Annotated in this window: 22 protein-coding genes; 9 read left to right on the top strand and 13 right to left on the bottom strand. The window is 47.7% G+C overall.

Translation table 11 applies throughout. From position 1 onward, the window contains the following. Window positions 1-40: 40 nt before the first annotated feature. Both gmk and AC3CIC_RS15565 read right to left on the bottom strand, forming a co-directional pair. A complete protein-coding gene (gene gmk, locus AC3CIC_RS15570) occupies window positions 41-664 on the bottom strand; it encodes a guanylate kinase (protein ID WP_016961884.1) in 624 nt (207 codons plus the stop codon). Window positions 665-799: 135 nt separating this feature from the next. After that, on the bottom strand, window positions 800-1,663 hold the full coding sequence (locus AC3CIC_RS15565) for a YicC/YloC family endoribonuclease (RefSeq protein ID WP_026024367.1): 864 nt from the start codon (window positions 1,661-1,663) through the stop codon (window positions 800-802). Between the two features lie 188 nt (window positions 1,664-1,851). Here AC3CIC_RS15565 and rph point away from each other — a divergent pair, with 188 nt between their 5' ends. Beyond that, window positions 1,852-2,568, top strand: coding sequence for a ribonuclease PH (gene rph, locus AC3CIC_RS15560; RefSeq protein ID WP_488515011.1), 717 nt, complete (start codon window positions 1,852-1,854; stop codon window positions 2,566-2,568). A gap of 130 nt (window positions 2,569-2,698) precedes the next feature. Beyond that, complete coding sequence (gene pyrE / locus AC3CIC_RS15555; protein ID WP_016961887.1) at window positions 2,699-3,340, top strand: orotate phosphoribosyltransferase; 642 nt, start codon at window positions 2,699-2,701, stop codon at window positions 3,338-3,340. Window positions 3,341-3,614: 274 nt separating this feature from the next. Here the strand turns inward: pyrE and slmA are convergent, their stop codons facing one another. The 3 genes from slmA to coaBC all read right to left on the bottom strand — a co-directional run bounded on the left by slmA (window position 3,615) and on the right by coaBC (window position 6,112). Beyond that, the gene (gene slmA / locus AC3CIC_RS15550) at window positions 3,615-4,205 is read right to left on the bottom strand and encodes a nucleoid occlusion factor SlmA (protein ID WP_016961888.1); all 591 of its coding nucleotides are present in this window, start codon (window positions 4,203-4,205) and stop codon (window positions 3,615-3,617) included. 207 nt (window positions 4,206-4,412) lie between these two features. Further along, the gene (gene dut / locus AC3CIC_RS15545; RefSeq protein ID WP_016961889.1) at window positions 4,413-4,868 is read right to left on the bottom strand and encodes a dUTP diphosphatase; all 456 of its coding nucleotides are present in this window, start codon (window positions 4,866-4,868) and stop codon (window positions 4,413-4,415) included. 17 nt (window positions 4,869-4,885) lie between these two features. Further along, window positions 4,886-6,112: a bifunctional phosphopantothenoylcysteine decarboxylase/phosphopantothenate--cysteine ligase CoaBC gene (coaBC, locus tag AC3CIC_RS15540; RefSeq protein WP_488515010.1), complete on the bottom strand. Its 1,227-nt coding sequence runs from the start codon at window positions 6,110-6,112 to the stop codon at window positions 4,886-4,888. Between the two features lie 225 nt (window positions 6,113-6,337). Here coaBC and radC point away from each other — a divergent pair, with 225 nt between their 5' ends. From radC to mutM, 5 genes are all read left to right on the top strand, one after another. After that, window positions 6,338-7,012 (top strand): RadC family protein, encoded by a 675-nt coding sequence (gene radC, locus AC3CIC_RS15535; RefSeq protein WP_016961891.1) that lies wholly within the window; start codon window positions 6,338-6,340, stop codon window positions 7,010-7,012. 190 nt (window positions 7,013-7,202) lie between these two features. After that, window positions 7,203-7,439, top strand: a complete 237-nt coding sequence (gene rpmB / locus AC3CIC_RS15530) for a 50S ribosomal protein L28 (RefSeq protein ID WP_016961892.1) — start codon at window positions 7,203-7,205, stop codon at window positions 7,437-7,439. 13 nt (window positions 7,440-7,452) lie between these two features. Beyond that, window positions 7,453-7,620, top strand: a complete 168-nt coding sequence (rpmG, locus tag AC3CIC_RS15525) for a 50S ribosomal protein L33 (protein WP_002535344.1) — start codon at window positions 7,453-7,455, stop codon at window positions 7,618-7,620. 141 nt (window positions 7,621-7,761) lie between these two features. Next, complete coding sequence (locus AC3CIC_RS15520) at window positions 7,762-8,268, top strand: hypothetical protein (RefSeq protein ID WP_016961893.1); 507 nt, start codon at window positions 7,762-7,764, stop codon at window positions 8,266-8,268. A 4-nt stretch (window positions 8,269-8,272) separates the two neighbouring features. Next, the gene (gene mutM, locus AC3CIC_RS15515) at window positions 8,273-9,082 is read left to right on the top strand and encodes a bifunctional DNA-formamidopyrimidine glycosylase/DNA-(apurinic or apyrimidinic site) lyase (protein ID WP_016961894.1); all 810 of its coding nucleotides are present in this window, start codon (window positions 8,273-8,275) and stop codon (window positions 9,080-9,082) included. Between the two features lie 58 nt (window positions 9,083-9,140). Here mutM and coaD read toward each other — a convergent pair whose 3' ends face one another. After that, the gene (gene coaD, locus AC3CIC_RS15510) at window positions 9,141-9,641 is read right to left on the bottom strand and encodes a pantetheine-phosphate adenylyltransferase (protein ID WP_488515009.1); all 501 of its coding nucleotides are present in this window, start codon (window positions 9,639-9,641) and stop codon (window positions 9,141-9,143) included. Window positions 9,642-9,830: 189 nt separating this feature from the next. Here coaD and AC3CIC_RS15505 point away from each other — a divergent pair, with 189 nt between their 5' ends. Then, window positions 9,831-10,874, top strand: a complete 1,044-nt coding sequence (locus tag AC3CIC_RS15505; protein ID WP_488515008.1) for a glycosyltransferase family 9 protein — start codon at window positions 9,831-9,833, stop codon at window positions 10,872-10,874. A 1-nt stretch (window position 10,875) separates the two neighbouring features. Here the strand turns inward: AC3CIC_RS15505 and AC3CIC_RS15500 are convergent, their stop codons facing one another. Together AC3CIC_RS15500 and AC3CIC_RS15495 are read right to left on the bottom strand one after the other, a co-directional pair. Next, entirely contained in the window at window positions 10,876-11,658 is a 783-nt protein-coding gene (locus AC3CIC_RS15500; protein WP_488515007.1) for a glycosyltransferase family 2 protein, read from the bottom strand. Beyond that, window positions 11,655-12,713, bottom strand: coding sequence for a glycosyltransferase family 9 protein (locus AC3CIC_RS15495; protein ID WP_488515006.1), 1,059 nt, complete (start codon window positions 12,711-12,713; stop codon window positions 11,655-11,657). The genes AC3CIC_RS15500 and AC3CIC_RS15495 overlap by 4 nt, the downstream gene beginning before the upstream one ends. A 130-nt stretch (window positions 12,714-12,843) precedes the next feature. On the opposite strand from AC3CIC_RS15495, the gene AC3CIC_RS15490 reads away from it, so the two are divergent. Continuing rightward, window positions 12,844-13,545 carry a 3-deoxy-D-manno-octulosonic acid kinase gene (locus tag AC3CIC_RS15490; RefSeq protein ID WP_488515005.1) on the top strand — a complete coding sequence of 234 codons (702 nt, stop codon included), beginning with the start codon at window positions 12,844-12,846 and terminating at the stop codon, window positions 13,543-13,545. A gap of 88 nt (window positions 13,546-13,633) precedes the next feature. On the opposite strand, the gene waaA is transcribed toward AC3CIC_RS15490, so the two are convergent. The 5 genes from waaA to pseI all read right to left on the bottom strand — a co-directional run bounded on the left by waaA (window position 13,634) and on the right by pseI (window position 18,739). Further along, window positions 13,634-14,911 (bottom strand): lipid IV(A) 3-deoxy-D-manno-octulosonic acid transferase, encoded by a 1,278-nt coding sequence (gene waaA, locus AC3CIC_RS15485; RefSeq protein WP_488515004.1) that lies wholly within the window; start codon window positions 14,909-14,911, stop codon window positions 13,634-13,636. Window positions 14,912-14,990: 79 nt separating this feature from the next. Next, window positions 14,991-16,286, bottom strand: coding sequence for a 3-deoxy-D-manno-octulosonic acid transferase (locus tag AC3CIC_RS15480; protein ID WP_488515003.1), 1,296 nt, complete (start codon window positions 16,284-16,286; stop codon window positions 14,991-14,993). A gap of 17 nt (window positions 16,287-16,303) precedes the next feature. Then, window positions 16,304-16,705: a GtrA family protein gene (locus AC3CIC_RS15475; protein WP_488515002.1), complete on the bottom strand. Its 402-nt coding sequence runs from the start codon at window positions 16,703-16,705 to the stop codon at window positions 16,304-16,306. After that, a complete protein-coding gene (locus AC3CIC_RS15470; protein WP_488515001.1) occupies window positions 16,705-17,667 on the bottom strand; it encodes a glycosyltransferase family 2 protein in 963 nt (320 codons plus the stop codon). The genes AC3CIC_RS15475 and AC3CIC_RS15470 overlap by 1 nt, the downstream gene beginning before the upstream one ends. A gap of 4 nt (window positions 17,668-17,671) precedes the next feature. Beyond that, window positions 17,672-18,739, bottom strand: a complete 1,068-nt coding sequence (gene pseI, locus AC3CIC_RS15465) for a pseudaminic acid synthase (protein WP_488515000.1) — start codon at window positions 18,737-18,739, stop codon at window positions 17,672-17,674. Window positions 18,740-18,745: the final 6 nt, after the last annotated feature.

Genomic DNA, 18,745 nt, shown 5'->3' with positions numbered 1-18,745 from the left:
AATAAAATCAAAATGACCGAAAATTATACAAAAGCCGTGACTATAGTGCCAGCAATCTGTCAAGCATGTCGTGATATTTGCTGGTTTGCTTGTCTTGCTTCATTCGCTCTGCGCGAAGTATGGCTTTAAGATCCATTAGAGCCAGATCAAAATCATCATTCACAATAACGTAATCGTACTCGTTATAGTGAGATATTTCGGAACAGGCTTCTTCCATGCGTTTCGCGATGACCTCATCAGAATCCTGACCACGTGCATTCAGACGACGTTCCAACTCTTCTCGACTTGGTGGAAGAATGAAAATGCTTTGGGCGAGCGGCATTTTTTTTCGAATTTGCTGCGCACCTTGCCAGTCAATATCGAGAAAAATGTCGATGCCTTTTGCCAGCATTTCTTCAATCCAAATGCGTGAAGTGCCGTAATAGTTACCGAAAACTTCGGCATGCTCCAAAAACGCATCTTGTTCGATCAGTGCTTTAAATTCATCAACGGCTACGAAATGGTAGTGAACGCCGTCTTCTTCGCCCGGACGTGTTGCACGGGTCGTGTGAGAAACGGACACTTTGATGTCGTAACGAGGATTGTCTTTCAACAGCGCCGAAATCAGACTTGATTTACCGGCACCGCTGGGCGCTGAAACGATGTAAAGCGTACCTTGGCTCATGGTTGTGATCACTGTGAGGTTAAAGGGCGCGCAGATTACCACGGACTGCACAAAAATTGAATTCTCTGTTTAGGATAACCTATCAGGAGAAAAAAAAGCCCAGCAAGTTAGCTGGGCTCTCTAAAAGAAGAACGATTACTCGATATTCTGAATTTGCTCGCGCATTTGTTCGATCAGAACTTTTAGCTCAACGCCAGACGCGGTGGTCTCGGTGCTGATGGATTTTGATGCCAGCGTATTCGACTCACGGTTGAATTCTTGCATCATGAAATCCAAGCGACGACCACATGCGCCACCTTTTTTGAGGATTTTCTTGGTTTCTGATACGTGTGAATCAAGACGATCTAGCTCTTCTGCGACGTCAGATTTTTGTGCAAGCAGAATGATTTCTTGCTCAACGCGGTTAGCGTCCAGCTCGATTTTCGCTTCTTCTAGCTTGGTGATAAGACGCTCGCGTTGCCAATTGATAATTTCTGGCATTTTTGTACGAACGGTGATCACTTCTGCGGCAATGCCATCGAGACGCTGCTCGATCAGTGCTTTCATGTTTGCACCTTCGCTTGCACGTGCGGCGATGAAATCATCGACTGCTTCGTCAAAGCCGCTCATGAGGGCTTTGTTGATCACGTCCATATCTTGCTCTGGTGTTTCCATCACGCCGGGCCATTGCAGCACTTGGAAAGGACCAATATTGCCCTCGCCCGAGACTTCTTGGACCCACTTGGCGGCATGAATAACCTGCTTCGCTAACGCTTCGTTGATTTTCAACTCAGTATTGGCTGACGCATTGGCTTCAAAACGCAGATTACATTCTACTTTGCCGCGAGCTAGGCGCTGACGGAAACGTTCGCGAATGATCGGTTCAAGGCCACGAAACTGCTCTGGCATGCGGATATAGGTTTCAAGGTAACGCTGATTAACCGAACGGATTTCCCAAACGGCAGTGCCCCATATGCCTTTTACTTCCCGGCGGGCGTAGGCAGTCATACTGTGGATCATTGATGTTCACTCTTCTATCAAAGTTGTTCTGATTATACGCAGTTGTACCCATTCGTGTCAGTAATAGGGTGTGAGCGTGAAGAAAAAAGCGGCAAAGACGGGTTAGTGTTAGCGCGGCTGAGGGTAAATCGCTATAATCGCCGGTTAACGAAATTCAGTCGCACACATACAACTACAGGTGGAATTCTATGCGCCCAAGCGGAAGAGAAGTTGGTCAGATTCGTCCGGTTACCATTACCCGTCATTTTACTGCGCATGCAGAAGGTTCAGTATTGGTGGAGTTTGGTGATACTAAAGTCATCTGTACCGCCACCGTTGAAGATGGTGTGCCTCGCTTCCTAAAAGGAAAGGGCCAAGGTTGGATCACTGCTGAATACGGTATGCTGCCTCGTGCAACGCATACGCGTAACCGTCGTGAAGCGGCGAACGGTAAGCAAGGCGGTCGTACCATGGAAATCCAACGTCTGATCGCGCGTAGCCTTCGTGCTGCGGTAAATCTTGATCAGCTAGGCGATTTCACTATTACCGTTGACTGTGATGTTATTCAAGCCGATGGCGGCACACGTACTGCGTCTATTTCAGGTGCGAGTGTGGCAATGGCAGATGCACTGAATAAATTGGTTGCCGAAGGCAAACTGAAAGCGAACCCAATGAAGGGTCATGTCGCTGCAATTTCTGTGGGTATTTTTGAAGGTACACCAATCTGTGATCTTGAGTATCTAGAAGACTCAGCAGCAGACACCGACATGAACGTGGTCATGCTCGAAGATGGCCGCATGATTGAAGTGCAAGGTACCGCAGAAGTTGAGCCGTTCACGGCAGATGAATTGAACGCTATGTTGTCTCTGGCCTCTAAGGGTATAGAAGACATCATTGTTATTCAGAAAGCGTCGTTAGTTGATTGATGAAAGGGCGGCTTCTATTGGAGCCGCTTTTTTTTAACCAAAATACCTATTTGGTTAATGTAAACCCCGATCTAGTTAATCGAAATACACACGTCACGGCCAGAAGCCGAAGAGTGAGTCAGGAGAGAAAATGAAAGCCTATCAGCGTCAGTTCATCGAGTTTGCATTGGAAAAACAAGTTTTGAAGTTCGGTGAATTCACCCTGAAGTCTGGCCGTAAGAGCCCGTACTTCTTTAATGCTGGTTTGTTTAACACCGGCCGTGATTTGGCGCGTCTGGGTCGCTTTTATGCAGAAGCGCTTGTTGATGCGAACATTGATTACGATCTGCTGTTTGGCCCTGCGTACAAAGGTATCCCTATTGCGACGACCACGGCTGTAGCATTGGCTGAGCACCACGATGTGGATACGCCATATTGCTTTAACCGTAAAGAAGCGAAAAACCACGGTGAAGGTGGCAATTTGGTCGGCAGTGCGTTGGAAGGCCGTGTGATGCTGGTGGATGATGTGATCACTGCTGGTACTGCTATTCGTGAGTCGATGGAAATTATCCAAGCCAACGGTGCGGATCTTGCGGGTGTGTTGGTGGCAATTGACCGCCAAGAGCGCGGCAACGGCGAGCTTTCAGCGATTCAGGAAGTTGAGCGTGACTTTGGCTGTAAAGTGGTATCCATCGTCAGTCTTGGTGATCTGGTGACGTATCTGGAAGAGCAGGGCACTAATCCTGAGCAACTTGATTCAGTAAAAGCGTATCGCGCTGAATACGGCATCTAATATCAATCGGATTACGTAAGCGGTCATCAATTTGCGCAGGGAAAATCGTCAAGAGCAAGGAAGAGATTGCAGTAACACGTTATTCTAATTATAGAATCTCTGACGCAGCTATTGCTGATTTAACCAGCAAGAATGACTGAAAACGTATTTCGATGGGTATAATGGTGATTGGTCGCTCAATGGCATAGTTCATGCGACGAATAAGCGATTGAAAAGCAAAAAGGCTGCAAAGTGCAGCCTTTTTTTGATCTTTTCGCTAACAATGTCTACACGTTTAGTTCAATTGTGCGCTCAATAGCTGCCAGTATTGATCAAATTCTGCGGTTGGTGGGTACTTGAAGTTGGATCGAACAAATCGATTAAGACTGCCTTCAACTTGGCCGAGTAATTGCGCGGCAAGAATGGACTCATCAACAGGAAATCCTCTTCCTTCCCGCAAGCGGCGTTCTCGTAATACCTGACGCAATTGACTTTCGATTTTCTCGAACAGCTGATTGATACGGCCTTGCAGCCTGTCTTGCTCGAACATCAGAGCATGGCCTGTCATGATGCGTGTCAGACCCGGATTACGTTCACCAAAGACCAGCAGAAGTTGCAAGATAAGGCGAAGGCGCGTCAAAGTGTCTTTTTCTTCGCTTTGAATGCGGTTGATTCGAGTGATGAGCGATTCTTCAATGAATTCAATCAATCCCTCAAACATACGTGCTTTGCTGGGGAAGTGGCGATAAAGCGCCGCTTCAGACACGCCAACTTGAGCCGCAAGTTTGGCGGTGGTAATACGTTGACTGCCCTGAGTGGACTCCAGCATATGAGCCAGAGCCTGAAGAATTTCTTCGCGGCGGTTTTGCTTTTTTTGGCCAGCCATGAATAGATGGTTCCTTTGTTGTTTTCAGGGTCTAAGACCCAAAATCTCGGCTGAAGGGCCGATATTTTAACTGTGCGCTATCTGTATTAAAAGAATAATGCACCTTCGGAACAGGTGAAGCACATAGGAATTATTGAAAGCGTGAATACGGCATAAAAAACGCCGCTAATGGGCGACGTTTTTGTCATTCATGCTCTGGTATTACTGTTATTTTGTACCAGAGTGCCCAAATCCACCGGCACCGCGCTCTGTGGCGTCAAAGTCTTCAACAATGTTGAATTCTGCTTGAACAACAGGCACAAAAACCAGTTGCGCAATACGCTCGCCTGGTTCGATGGTGAACGTGGTGTTACCACGGTTCCAACAAGAGACCATCAACTGACCTTGATAATCAGAGTCAATCAGACCCACCAAATTACCCAGTACGATGCCATGTTTATGACCTAACCCTGAACGCGGCAAAATCGTTGCTGCCAGAGAGGGGTCAGCGATATGAATCGCTAGGCCTGTCGGTAGCAGTTCCGTTTGGCCCGGTTCCAATGTCACTGGCGCATCGAGAATCGCGCGCAAATCTAGTCCTGCAGAGCCTTCAGTGGCGTAAGCGGGAAGCGGGAATTCAGTCCCTACACGTGGGTCGAGAATTTTTAGGTCAATTTTTTTCATCTTGTTTTCCACTGGTTTTATTTGCTGGCATTAAACAGGGTAGCGATCTCGCTGACAAGTTGGTTGCCGATATCGGCCTTACTTGCGAGCGGTAAAGGTTTGTCTCCCGCAGGCCAATATAGATGCAGCGCATTTTGGTCGCTGTTAAAACCTTGACCGTCGCAGGACACATCGTTGGCGCAAATGAGATCAAGATTCTTCTTCGCCAATTTACCGCGTGCGTATTGTTCCACATCTTGGGTTTCTGCCGCAAAGCCTACAGTGAAAGGACGATTCGCTGTCATGGCTGCGACTGATGCGACGATATCTGGGTTCTTGACCAGACTGATGGTCATTTCATCGTGACCGTCTATTTTCTTCATTTTCTGATCGGCAATGTGGGCCGGTCTGAAATCAGCAACGGCGGCACAGGCAATAAAAATCTGGTGCTGCGCGGCATGAGCTTGAACTGCCTGATGCATATCTTCTGCGCTTTCTACGTCAATGCGTGCCACATTGGCGGGTGTACTCAGGTTTACCGGACCACTAATCAGCGTTACTTTTGCGCCGCGCTTGGCGGCGGCTTGGGCAATTGCGTAACCCATTTTCCCCGAGCTTTGATTAGTCAGATAACGAACAGGGTCGATCGCTTCGCGGGTTGGCCCTGCGGTAATCAACATGGACGTACCGGCTAAATCACCTTCTGAAAAATGTTCTTCCACTAAGGCGACTAATTGCATCGGCTCTAGCATTCGGCCTGGGCCAACGTCGCCACACGCTTGTTCACCACTCGCTGGGCCCCAGATTGGGTAGCCGCGGCGTTTGAGCGTTACAAGGTTTTCTTGGGTAGCGACTGCACGGTACATCTGCTGGTTCATTGCGGGTGCAATGGCGACGGTGGCGTCAGTTGCCAAGCAAAGGGTAGTGAGTAGATCGTTGCCCATGCCTGCGGTAACACGTGCCATCAAATCGGCAGTGGCTGGCGCAAGCACAACCAAATCTGCCCACTTGGCAATTTCAATGTGGCCCATCGAGGCCTCTGCCGCTGGGTCGAGTAGGCTATCGGCAACGGGGTGACCCGATACGGCCTGCATGGTCAGCGGGGTAATGAATTCTTTTGCTGCGTGGGTCATCACGACACGAACATCTGCGCCACGTTCGATCAATCGACGTGTTAGATCTGCGCATTTATAGGCGGCGATACCACCGCCAATGCCCAACACAATGCGTTTGCCTGTGAGGGATTGGGTAATTTTCTGAACCATAACCAAATAAGCCAATGGGGTAATTAAGGGAAAGATAACATAAAAGACCGGGTGATCACCTGTTGCGCTCAGAGGATTGTGAAAGCTGCGGTACCACAAATTGAAATGTAATAAAGAAGCTACTCAAAAAACGTGTTCCACACATTAATCGCACACTGAGCTAAGAGTCGTTGCGCGAAAAGACATCTGCAATGACGCTGCCTTTTTATATTGCGAGGCGTGTTTATGTCACTGAAAGATCTGCCGCTAGATTGTCGCCCGAGAGAGAAGCTGCTGGCGAAAGGGCCAGAGTCATTGACGAATGCGGAGTTGCTGGCGATTTTTCTTCGCACGGGTGTATCAGGCATGAATGCGATTGAACTGGCGGGTTATTTGCTGGAGGATTTTGGTTCATTGCGAGGCTTGATGCAGTCCAACTTAGCGCAATTTAGCCAGCGAAAAGGGCTGGGGTCTGCAAAATATGCGCAATTACAGGCGGTATTGGAGCTGAGTAAGCGCCATTTAAAAGAAATTATGTCCCATGAAGATGCCTTAACGAGTCCTTCGCATACGGCGAGATATCTCTCGGCACAATTGCGTGACAGGCCGCGAGAAGCCTTTCTGGTCCTGTATTTGGATAATCAAAACCGACCCATCATGGATGAAGTTCTTTTTGAGGGAACCATCAATGCTGCAGGGGTCTATCCACGCGAAGTTGTACGTCGTGCGTTGGAAGTGCATGCAAATGCGGTGATTTTGGCTCATAATCACCCATCTGGCATTGCTGAGCCCAGTTCTGCAGATCGCCATATCACGTCACGCATCGCTGATGCGCTGTCGTTGGTCGATATCCGGTTGCTTGATCACATGGTTATTGGTGATGGAGACGTTGTCTCTTTTGCTGAACGTGGCTGGATATAGGCTTTTCAAGCCAAAGCCGTTAAAAAACGATCAAAAAATGATAAAAGGATCTGCTCGGGACTTGAGCAATGGGAAGACAGTTAGTATAATGCGCCACCTTTGATAGCCTTGACCTAGTGCCTGACCTTGTTTTTTTGCAGGAATGGCGGACAAGGTTGATATCGAGCTGAAACGATTTGGAGAGACATTCATGTCACGAGTATGCCAAGTAACTGGCAAGCGTCCTGTAACGGGTAACAACCGTTCGCACGCACGTAACGCCACCAAGCGTCGTTTTCTGCCGAACCTGCAAACTCATCGTTTCTGGGTAGAAAGCGAAAACCGCTTCGTTAAACTGCGTCTTACCCCTAAAGGTATGCGCATCATCGACAAGAAAGGCATTGATGCTGTTCTTACAGACATCCGCGCCCGTGGTGAGAACGTTTAAGAGGATTTAAAGAATGGCTAAAGGCATTCGTGAGAAGATCCGTCTAGTATCATCTGCTGGTACAGGCCACTTCTACACTACTGACAAAAACAAGCGTAATATGCCGGGCAAATTTGAGATCAAGAAATTTGATCCAGTTGTTCGTCAACACGTTATGTACAAAGAAGCTAAAATCAAGTAATTGGTTTTCTGCTTTACAAAAAAACTCAGCCTTGGCTGGGTTTTTTTATGTCTGCAATTTGAGGTGCACACTCGCATATAACTGTAAATCAGTCACTTCCGGATATACACTTTAGTCATGTCCAATGGCTGAGACCGAAAAATGGCAAGACCTTCTCGTCGTACCTTCAATAACTTTCTGATCATCGGCATCCTTTTGTTTGTTGCTGCCATGAACTTGCCCGATTACATCCGCGCTAAATTGGCGGAAAATGAAAAACCTCAACATGTCGAACAGGTACTCCCTGATGGTGTCATTGCCTTAATGCCTGATGATGTTTCGCCATTAGCGCTAAAATTTCCTGATTTCACCCTAACCAATGGGTCGCCTTGGCAAACAGACAAGGCCCTTGATGTGTCAGCAACTGAGTTGGCAAACCGTTGGTTGAATCTTTCTGGCACTGAAATAGATAGTGACACCTACAATAAGCTCAAGCCCAATTTACGATCGCCAGCGACCTTGGTGGTGGATAGAGGCCAACACGTTGAGCCTTTGCGTCTGACCTATTATCAATTGCCTCAGTTTTGGCTCATTCAAAACTGGGAAAACCGTTGGCTTGCGGTCTCTGTTGCTCCAAACTACCTATTCCCATTCGACAACCAGAATTAATACGATGCCAGAATTACCGGAAGTTGAAGTCAGCCGCATGGGGATAAAACCACATGCGGAAGGGCAAGTGGTGACGAAATTGGACGTCAGGCAGCCGCAGTTGCGCTGGTTAATCCCCGATAGCCTCTATGATATTGAGGGACAGACGATTCACGCAGTCTCGCGCCGCGCCAAATATCTGATCCTTGAAACTGACATTGGCTATGCGCTGATTCATCTCGGCATGTCGGGCAGTTTACGTGTCTTACCTGAAATGGTACCGCCCGCTAAGCACGACCATGTCGATCTGCATCTGAGTTCTGGCGCTGTTATTCGTTATAACGATCCACGCCGTTTTGGCGCATGGCTATGGCAGCCGAACCACAGTGACCATCCTGCACTTGAAAAGTTAGGGCCAGAACCACTCACCGATGCGTTTACTGGTGAGTATTTGTTCGAGAGAAGTCGTAACAAGCGAACGGCCATCAAGCAATTTATTATGGATAATCCTGTGGTCGTCGGGGTGGGGAACATCTACGCCAATGAATCGTTGTTTACGTCTCGCATTCATCCTCAGCGCCAGGCGGGGTTACTGACCCTTGATGACGCGAATCTGCTGGTCGGAAACATCAAAACCATACTCGAAACCGCGATTCAGCAAGGTGGCACGACGTTAAAAGATTTCACGCAGGCGGATGGCAAGCCGGGTTATTTTGCACAAGAATTGCTGGTTTATGGCAAAACTGGCAAACCGTGCCCGGTATGCGAGACTTTGCTAGAGAGCGTCAAAATTGGACAACGGAATACATTTTTCTGTCCGTCGTGCCAGGTTTAGCCGCAGAACTTCCTGAGCAAAGACAAAAAAAACCGCCAATGGCGGTTTTTTTAAGGCGTTATTTTTTGAGGTGAGATTTCAGTGCTTCTAGTACATTAGGGTGCACAAACCCACTGGTATCGCCGCCATGAAGCGCGACTTCTTTGACCAATGTGGATGAAATAAAGGAGTTTTCTTCTGAGGGTGTGAGGAAAACACTTTCCAGCTCAGGCATCAGACGGCGATTCATGTTAGCCAACTGAAACTCATATTCGAAATCGGACACTGCACGTAACCCACGCACTAAAATGTTGGCGTTATATTGCTTGGCAAAGTCCACCAGAAGGCCAGAAAAGCCGACGACGGAGACATTATCAAGGTGTGCTGTGACCTCTTTAGCCAGTGAGACACGCTCTTCCAATCCAAACAATGGCTTTTTACTCGGGCTGGCGGCAATGCCGACAATCACTTCATCAAACATTGATGCGGCGCGCTCCACCAAATCGATATGACCGTTGGTGACGGGATCAAAGGTGCCGGGATAAATTACCCGGGTTAGGGCTTTTTTGCTCACAGTCATTTCCTGCAATTCCTTAAACTGGCGACATGCTACCAAAATCTCGCGGTATTTTATCGTGCTTGGTGCGGGTAGATGTTGAAAAAGCCTACGTGACCAGCATTTCTTTCACACTATCTTCTCTTGAAGTTATTAGCGAAATTGCCATCATCCGGTATGATCGGCAACGAGAACCGTAAACTGGGACACACAATGAAAAAAATCCTTGTCATCCGTAACGATAAAATTGGCGACTTTATGTTGGCATGGCCCGCATTTGCGATGTTGAAAGAATCACTGCCAGAGACTGAGATTACCGCTTTGGTGCCGTCTTATACTAAAGCGCTGGCAGCGTTATGCCCATCGATTGACAAGGTATTGGCAGATTGTGGAAAAGATGCAGATAAGTTGAGAAAAAAAGAGCTGGTGACAACGATCAAAGCGAACGATTTTGATGCGTCTATCTGCCTTTTTTCAGACAGCTATAATGCGACCCTAGTATGGAAAGCTGGCATCCCATTTCGCTTAGCGCCAGCGACGAAAATCTCCCAGCTTTTGTATAACCATCGCATCACTCAGCGTCGTTCTCAATCGGCAAAACCTGAGTATGAGTATAACCTCGATTTGGTGCGTGCATTCTTGGCGAAAATCGGTGTGGAGGCGAAGGAGCCATCAGCGCCTTATTTGGCATTTCCTACCAGTGAACAGGCGGCACAGAAAACCAAATTGGCACACGCATTGGCGATTGATGAAAAGACGCCTTGGCTTTATGTTCACGCTGGTAGTGGCGGCTCAGCCAATAACGTTTCTTTGATGCAATATGCGGATATTGTGGCAGGTATCTGTGAAAAGACGAAGGTTGAAGTGGTGCTCACCGCAGGACCAGGGGAGGCGGAGAAAGCAGCTGAACTGCAAGCCTTGCTGTCGACCAAAGGCATTGATTCTGTGGTTTATGATAAGAACGATGGCTTGCAGGATTTCACGTGTTCGATTGCTTGTGCCGATGCATTTATTGCTGGGTCTACAGGGCCGCTTCATATTGCGGCAACATTAGATGTGCCGACGGTAGGATTCTTCCCGGCTAAACGAAGTGCGACGCCACTTCGATGGCGACCAATTAACAGCGATGGTCATCACCTTGCGTTTTCGCCACCGACCGACAAAGACAAAAATGTTGCGGCAGATATGTCGAAGATTGATGTCAACGCCATTCTGCCAGACGTGAATGCATTTTTAGCGCGAGTGATGGAAAGCTGATTTAGTTCGCGCGGCTGTCATTGTCGCGAATCCAAAGGTCTGCGTATTTAACGAAAGTGGAATGCGCAGACAGTACGGCAATCAAAAAGCCTTGTTTGCCGTCTAAGAATCCACGCTTTAACAGATACATTTTCAAAAAGCAGCCGATAGCATGGGTAATGCCCTGACCAATACTGCTTTTCTTGCCTCTAGCCTGACGTCCATCCGCCCAAGCTTTGGCATATTGTGCTGACTTTACTAGGTAGTGAGTCAGATCTCGATAAGAGTAGTGCAATAAATCACCATCTAAGACAATAGTCTTTGCACCAGCGGGGCGCATTATCTTCTCATGTACTAATGCATCGTCGTACTGGGTGAATTTACGTGGATAAACGCGCACATGGCTGTAATACCAACCAGAATGGCGAAGGAAACGTCCGAATACCCAAGTCAATTCATTTACTTCAACTAGGGTGTTTTCAGGCGGGCGCTTTAGCATCTCCAACAAACTCGCCTTCAATTCCTGTGAAACAACTTCATCTGCATCAATAGCCAATATCCAGTCTTTGGTGGCGTAGGTTTGTGCCAGTTGCTTTTGTTTGCCAAATCCTGGCCACTCGGCGTTGATATATACTTTCGCGCCTGCCGCTTCCGCAATGGAAACTGTGTTATCTGTACTGCCAGAATCCACCACGATGATTTCATCGACCCAATCTAGGGACGCCAAACACTCTGGCAAAATCTGCTCTTCATTTTTGGTGATGATAATAGCGCTAATGGATGCGCGTTGTTGAGCTTGGCTCATGAGCAGAGTCCTTCTTTCTCGACCACTTCGTCAAAGCGAGCGATCACGTGATCAATAGTAATGCGTTGCATGGCGTCAGGATCTTTGACGCGGGTTCGCCATGAGACTTTACTGGCTAACTGCCCGGTTTCGGCCTTGATGGCTTCATCATAAGCGCTCACTACATATTGACGCCAGCTGTAAGGGCCCGTGCGTGCTGGATTGTGGTGGGCATACAGACCAATCACAGGGGTGTTGACCGCGTTGGCAAGATGCGCAGGGCCGCTGTCTGGTGCCAGTACCAGCGCCGCTTCTTTTTCTAAGGAGAGCAATTGAAGCAAGGTGGTTTTACCAATCAGATTTTTTACTGGGTGAGTCAGCTTCTGCTCAATAGCTTGTCCAAGTTCAATTTCTATCTTACCTGGGCCACCTGCCAAGATAACGTCAAAGCCTGTTTCGATAGCATGCTCAATGACGCCAGCGTAGCCTTCGGCGGTCCAGTTTTTAAATGCCTTGCTTGCTGCGGGTGCGACGATGAGAGTTGGCTTGTCACTCATCTGCGATTGTGCCCACGCGGCATCGTTATCCGATATGGGTAATGACCACGTAGGTGTTTGAGGTGCGAGCCCTAACGTTTCGGTAAAAGCCATAAATCCGTCAAGCACATGAAGTGATTGCGGAGAAGGGACTTTGATGTTGGTAAACCATGACTGCAAATCGCTGGCACGCACTTTGTCAAAGCCGAGCGTATAGCGCGCCTTAATACCCACCGAAAGTAAGCTGGCACGGATGGCGCTTTGCATATGAAGCAAGGCATCGAAGCATTGGCCTTTTAACGCTTTCCAGACTGCTTGCATCCCTTTAAAGCCTTGCTTCTTATCAAAAGCAATCACGGTGACATCGGGCAACAACGGTGTAAGAAGGGCAGCTTCGGCTTTCCCTGCTATCCATGTCAGTTGTGTTTCTGGCCATTGCTGGCGAATGGCTTGAACAGCGGCGATGGCATTGCAAACATCGCCAATCGCAGAAAGGCGTAAAATGCAGAGAGACTGTGGTGGGGCAGAAAATAAGGCCATGAGAATGCTTATAGGGTTTTGATGGTTGAAATTATGCAGTTGCCGATCAGCAATGTAAAATGCAACTGCATCGTATCTGTCAGTAATGCTTGAGATACTGACAAGATAAGACATATTTGAAGGAGCTTGTGTGGATCAGTTAGTCGACAACAACACCCGTATTTGGTTTGACGCGTCATTGTTACGTGAAGATCCCGCGCAATGCTTTGATGTTGAATTCTGGCAGCAGAAAGAGGCAATCATTGGCTCTGCAACAGGGCGTGGCACGACGTGGTTTGTGCAAACAGAGGTGTTGCCTGCTGCGCTTCGTCACTATCGCCGTGGTGGCTTGTTCGGCAAATTGGTCAAGGACAGTTACTTCTTTATAGGGTGGGAGCGCACCCGTGCCGCCGAAGAATTTCGCTTGCTCAATTATTTGCGCGAAAACGATATTTCGGTTCCGCGTCCGCTCGCCGCACGTGCTATTCGAGACGGACTGACCTACAAGGCAGATTTACTGGTCGAGAAGGTGGATGCGGCGACGGATTTAGTGGATGTGTTGATCACGTCTTTGCTGTATGTGAGTCAATATCAGCAAATTGGTCATCTGGTAAGAAAGCTCCATGATGCGGGCGTGTGCCATACGGATTTGAACATCCACAATATATTGCTCGATAGCGCAGGCGTATTTTGGCTGATTGATTTCGATAAGTGTGGTCGACGTAATGGTGATAGCTGGAAAGCAGCAAACCTGAGCCGTTTGCTGCGTTCATTTCGCAAAGAGTTGGTTAAGCGGCAGATCAAGTGGCAAGAGTCTGACTGGCAATCGCTGATGGAAGGCTATCACCGCTAGCGATTTGCTTAACCAAGTCATTGTATTTGTGAAGCTGCTATTCCAACTAAAGTTTTATGCGAACCAAAGCGCTATTTTATCCAGACGACTATTCTAGCCAATGCTTTATACTTTCTAGCGTTTTTGCTACTGCGCCTCGATTTTTCTCCACCACGGCAAGGGCGGCACTCCCTTCTTGGTGGCGACGCGATGAGTCATTAAATAGCGCGATAACCTCATCGGAAATATCATTTTCCGTTGCGCATACCGTGCACGCGCCAGCTTTAATTAACTGATCGGCTATGACCTGAAAATTAAAATAGCTTGGGCCTGTTAGTAAGGGCTTGCCTAGGGAGGCAGGCTCTAACAGGTTATGCCCACCCACTTTTTCGCCAATCAGGCTGCCTGCCATAAAGGCCACATCAGACACGGCAAGTAATGTCATCATTTCCCCCATGGTATCGCCTAGATAAACCTGAGTTTCCTCAGTAATGGCTTGATCTGCACTTCGGCGAGCGAGTGAAAAATCTTTTTGTTGGATAAGGCCTCCAACATCACCGAAGCGTTCGGGGTGACGCGGTACAAGTATCATTAAGGCATTCGGTGATTGCTGAATGATTCTCGTATGGGCCTCAAGCAATATATCGTCTTCGCCAGGGTGCGTGCTGGCAGCAATCCAAGCGGGTCTTCGTGCGATTTGCTGACGGAGCGCTTGGACGGCTTCATTGGCGTCATCAAAGTTTGGCAGGTCAAATTTCACTGAGCCGGATACTGACACCTTGCTTCTATCTACGCCAAGTTGCACGAAACGGTCAGCATCAGACTCGAACTGGCAAAGAATGTGGTCAATATGTCGCGAAAGCAGGTTAAACAGTGATTGCACTTTCTTATAGCCACGCATTGAACGCTCAGACAAACGTGCGTTCATGACAATAACAGGGATATCGGCGCTGTTGACCGTTGCGAGCGTATTTGGCCAAAGCTCTGTTTCCATGATCAGCATGATTTTGGGATTCATGCGTTTCAAAAAGCCGCAGACAGCAAAGCCAAAGTCGATCGGCATGTACCTGTGTTCTATTCCTGCACCCAACTTTGATGCAATGTCTGCGCCTGTTGCCGTCGTGGTGGTCACCAAAATAGGCGTATCGGGATAACGGCGGCGAAGCGCCGCAATAATCGGTTTCGCAGCAATGACCTCACCAACTGATACTGCATGAACCCAAATTGGTTTTTTGTCGTTTACTGGCGTGCTTAATAAGGGCGGTGTAAATCCAAAATGTTCGACCCAGCGTTTGCCCACTTTGGGTTTACCATCTTTTGCTCGGTATAAGCTAAACAGCAAAAAAGGCGCGGCGATGGTGAGAAGTATTGTGTAGAGAAAGCGCACAAAAAAGCCTCAATCATTGAGTGTGAGGCTAGTTTACAACAAAGGGCTCGATATCGAGCCCTTTATAAGGAATAAGTGGCTACTTAGACAGTCCTTCATCAATCAGATATTGCTGTACTTGTTCGGCATAATCGACTTTGTAGGAGTATTTGTCGCTGTCATGCGCCGCAACAAGATTGACCACAAGAAAGAATACCGACAAGGCAATCAGCCCGCGACTGAAGCGTTCTGGCATTGTTGTGCGCCATGTTTCTGCGGCGACCAGCACCGGGATCAGAGCCAGCGGGAAGGTCAGGATTAAATGCCAGTAGGAAAAAGTAATGGGCGAGAGCATGGCGTTGATAATGATGGCCAGTACCGTCGCGCCTGCAAACAAGAGTAGCCAATGTGTGTCATCTGCAATGGGCTTGTCGCGTTTTATCATCGGCTTAACGATCTTCCAAGCACGCCAGTTTACTTTGGCAGAGATCACCACGGTTGCCGCACCTACCAAATAAAGTAACGCCTGCCAGCAATACTGAATAGTCATCTGTAGCCAGCTGATGGTGGTGATCCAGTCAAAACTGACATCCGTGATCAGCCGATTTGAAAACAGCGTAGAGCCGTAGCGAATCCAATAAAGTACCGCTTTGAGTACCGGGTAAACGTGAACTGCGCCATAACCGATATAGCGTTCGCTTTCTCGGCTGATACTCTCGTTAACCATGTATTCCTGAAAATAGGGAATAAGAGATGCGAGAACAACCATGCCACCAACAATAACACCCGCCCAATTAGGATGCGCCATTTTACGGTAAAGAAGATAGCAAGAGATGACCGCCAATACTGGCCACGAGTAATGGAATTGCATGGCGCCGCCAATCGCCAGCACATGCAAAAAGCTAAAGATAAAAGACGACTTCTCGCGAAGCTTAAATGCCGACCAAAAGTGCAGCGCAGTGAAAAAGCAAAGATAGGCAGGGTTGTAGATTAGGCTGTCATATAGCAACCATGGGTTCAGCCAATAGGCCACCATAAACACAAGGCGAACAGGCGGGCTAAACACCGCTTTTATGACGGCATCAAAAAGAAAGAACGACACCACCCGCAGGGCGATAATCATCAGCATGGGTGCCCAAGGGTTATCCCACAAGAGCAGTGGGCCACCGACTATCCACGCAGACAGCGAGCCGGGTACATTGCCAACCGCACTGGCCGCATTGCCAAACGAAAGCCAAATATCCTGATAGGCACCAAGGTAGCCTTTGTAGAGCATTTGGGTTTGATCGCCGGTGAGGATCTGGTTGCTGGCATACAAAATCGCGAGCATCAGGCCGAGATAGAACCCCGCGCGTTGAAGCGAGAGTGCAAAGCGGGTGAAGAAATCTGGAGTCATGGGTTTATCCGTAAAAACTAATCCGTTGAGGAGGGAGTTTCTTTATAAGTCCAAAATTGGTGGATGATATATGTCACCAAGGGGATCATTAACACAACTAGCAAGACGCGCAGATAGTTGTTTGTGTCACTGAGCGATTCGCTAATCAGTTGTGAGATCAAAAGTGCAGAAAACTGTACGATGAAAAACCGCGTTGCATTCTTAAGTGATAGTGATTTTTTGAATACAAATAATGACTGCATCAAATACGACAAGCTAAATGCGCAGGCAAACCCAATCAGGTTTGCCGCAAATACGCTGGATGCTGAAAAGTGCAACATAGCGAAGGCGACGCTGATGTGGGTCAAGCTGGCTAATCCACCTGTCAGACCAAAGCGCACAACTCGGTGCGCAAGTAATTTTTCAGACAGTGAAGACATCAGTGTTTATCGCAGGAAGGCGCATCGGAGTCACTTTCGACGATATATATTGGTCGCCTTTTGGATTCCATATACAAACGACCTAAGTATTCGCCTAAGACTCCAAGGCCGATAAGTTGAACACCGCCAAAAAACAGTATCGCAGTGAGCATAGAGGCATAGCCGGGCAAATCGACACCAAAAATCAATGTCTTAAGTATTATTGAGCTGCCGTAAAGAAAGGCGACGGTAGAGAAAAATACGCCCAGATAGAGCCAAATGCGAAGTGGTGCTGTGCTAAAGCTGGTGATACCTTCAAGCGCGAAGTTCCACAGGCGCCAGCCGTTAAAACTAGTCTCTCCGGCTGCGCGGGGTTGGCGAACATATTCAACGACAGACGTTTTAAATCCAACCCAAGAGAAAATACCCTTCATAAAGCGTTGGTTCTCGGGTAATAGCTGTATGGCCTGGACTACTCGACGAGTGATTAACCGAAAGTCGCCGACATTATCGGGGATTTCGACGTCTGCAATACTGTTGTGGAACTTATAAAACAGACTCGCGGTGATTTTTTTTGCAAGCGTATCGCTGCTTCTGTCGATACGTTTAGCTACAACGACGTCATAGCCTTTTTGCCATTCTCGCAAAAAATCATGAATGAGTTCTGGCGGGTCTTGCAAATCGGCATCAATAGGAATGATGACTTCGCCTTTAGCATGGTCAAGGCCTGCTGTCATAGCTGCTTCTTTGCCAAAATTGCGCGATAAGTTGATCACACGAATATGAGTGTTTTTATCCGCCAATTCATTGAGAACATCTAGAGTGTTATCTTTACTGCCATCGTTGATGAATAGCAACTCGTAGCTGTAATCAATTCCAGAAAGGAGCTTGATAATTGTGTCTGTAAACGTGACCAAAACTTCCTGCTCATTGTAACAAGGGCAGACGATGGAAATGGTTGGAGGAGCGTTTGTGTGATCCATTGGCTTAAGCTTCACCCTTTTTTTGCTCTAAATGATGAAAGCGTAGAGCTGTACCTTTTGAAATGTCAATTTGGGCCTTTTGACCGAGAACGAAGTCATAATGCTTTGGTGGCAAACCAAACCCTGGTCGGATACTACGGACGTTGTCTTTCGTTATGACATCCCCAGCTTTGATATCTTGTACAACATAAAGAGAGCGACGGAATTTGACATTGCCCTTTTCAGCCTCAGTGCGCTCATAGTTTATGTTACCTAGTGCTTGCCATGCAGTTTTAGCATCTTTGCAAAGCGCTGTTAGTTCCTGAGGCTCAAGCGAGAAACTATCATCAGCTCCTCCCCCATTCCTGTCTAAAGTGACATGTTTTTCTATAACACAAGCACCTAAAACGACAGAGGCAACTGCAGTTGCGTTATCGATAGTATGGTCTGACAGGCCTGAAAGCACATCGAAACGCTTTGCGATATCAGCAATGGTCCGCAAATTGTATTGATCTGCGGGCGCGGGATAGCCACTAACACAATGCAAAACCACCAGCTCTCTACACCCATTTTCTTTTGCTGTGTTAATGGCTTCTTCTATCTCAACCTCATTCGCCATACCGGTAGAAATTATTATTGGTTTACCTGTTTGAGCTACGCGGCGGATCAGTGGTAAATCAACCATTTCAAAAGACGCGATTTTATATGCTGGAGCATCTAACTCTTCTAGTAAATCTACCGCAGTATAATCAAAGGGCGAGCTGAAGATAGTAATTCCTAAGCTTTTTGCTTTTTTAAATAGAGGCTTATGCCACTCCCAGGGCATATGTGCACCCTTATAGAGCTGATACAATGTCTGTCCATCCCATAAACCTCCATGTATCTGGAACTCCTCCGAGTCACAATCTATTGTGATGGTTTCATGGGTGTAAGTTTGCAGCTTAATTGCATCTGCCCCTGCTTTTTTTGCTTCTTCCATAATTTGGAAAGCGCGACTAATGTCGCCATTATGGTTGGCAGATAGCTCTGCAATGATATAAGGGGCATGGTCAGGGCCGATTTTGCGACCATCAATCGTTATATAGGGTTTCATTATTTT

Source organism: Enterovibrio sp. QJM3NY_24, assembly GCF_057786035.1.
This window is presented reverse-complemented; position numbering and strand designations above follow the sequence as displayed.